We start from the raw sequence: 1,195 nt of genomic DNA on the forward strand, positions 1-1,195 counted from the left end.
TCATCCATACCATGCTCAGCAACGGCAGCTACACCAAACACATCCGCCGCACGGTGGATCGCCTGTATGAATCGAGCAGTCGCGTGGCGCGCTGGCTCGTGGAAGCTGGATGCTCGGTGTCGTCGGTGCCGGGTGAAGGGCTGTTCATCTGGACACGATTGCCTAACGGTGTTCACGCCGAAAGCCTCGCCGACAAAGGCCTCAAGAATGAGTTGGTGCTGACGCCGGGTACGATGTTGAGCAAAGCGGCCGATGCCAATAATTTTCTGCGCTTCAACGTTGCCCACAGTGATGATCCGCAGGTGCGTGAGCGGTTTTTCCGGTTGCTCGATAAGTGAGTTTCCTGACAGACCGAGGTGTAGCCTTCGCGAGCAAGCCCGCTCCCACATTTGACCGAGTTTCTCCAGTTGGAATGCGGTCGAATGTGGGAGCGGGCTTGCTCGCGAAGGGGGCAACACAGTCCCCCCAGACAGCCCCCAACAAAAAGCCCCGCACTTCTCTCGAAGGCGGGGCTTTTTTTACAGCTTCCGACGCTTAAGGTGCGTACGTCAGCAGCAGTTCGGTTGGCACTTTGAAGTCCAGGGACATCATCACGCTCAACGCGGTAATGGTGAAGATCGAGAACACGAACAGCTTGCGTGCCCAGACCGTGTCATCCACTGCCTTGTAACCGGTCCAGGCCATATACAACCAGTACATGCCCATGGCCGCGGCGACGGCGAGGTAGCTCATGCCGACGTAACCGCTGAAAGTCAGCATCAAGGTCGCCACGAGGAACGCCAGGATGTAGATCAGGATGTGCTTCTTGGCCACTTCGATGCCGCGCTTCACTGGCAGCACCGGAATCGATGCAGCCAGGTAATCGTTGAAGCGGAAAATCGCGATGGCGTAGGAATGCGGCATCTGCCACAGGCTGAACATCACCAGCAACGTCAGTGCGGCCATGTCGAAGCTGTTGGTCACAGCGACGTAGCCAATCACCGGCGGCATGGCGCCCGACAGACTGCCCACCAGCGTGCCGTGAACCGACTTGCGCTTGAGGTACAGGCTGTAGAAGCCGACGTAGATGATGAAACCGATCACCGCGAACAGCGCGGCCAGCGGGTTCGCCACCTTGTACAACAACGCAACGCCGGCGACACCCAGGACGGTCGCAAAAGCCAGGGCCAGTTTCAGGGAGATCAAGCCCTGGACC

1 protein-coding gene and 1 pseudogene are annotated in these 1,195 nt (G+C 58.6%); one reads left to right on the top strand and one right to left on the bottom strand.

Going from position 1 to position 1,195, the window contains the following annotated elements; genetic code table 11:
• Positions 1–338 (top strand): annotated as a pseudogene (locus AC1DRJ_RS28570) (PLP-dependent aminotransferase family protein); the annotation flags it as partial.
• Positions 339–534: 196 nt separating this feature from the next.
• Here AC1DRJ_RS28570 and cyoE read toward each other — a convergent pair.
• The coding region (gene cyoE / locus AC1DRJ_RS28575; protein ID WP_477805095.1) for a heme o synthase at positions 535–1,195 on the bottom strand (661 nt) is incomplete at its 5' end.

This window comes from Pseudomonas sp. P5_B2 (assembly GCF_056400445.1).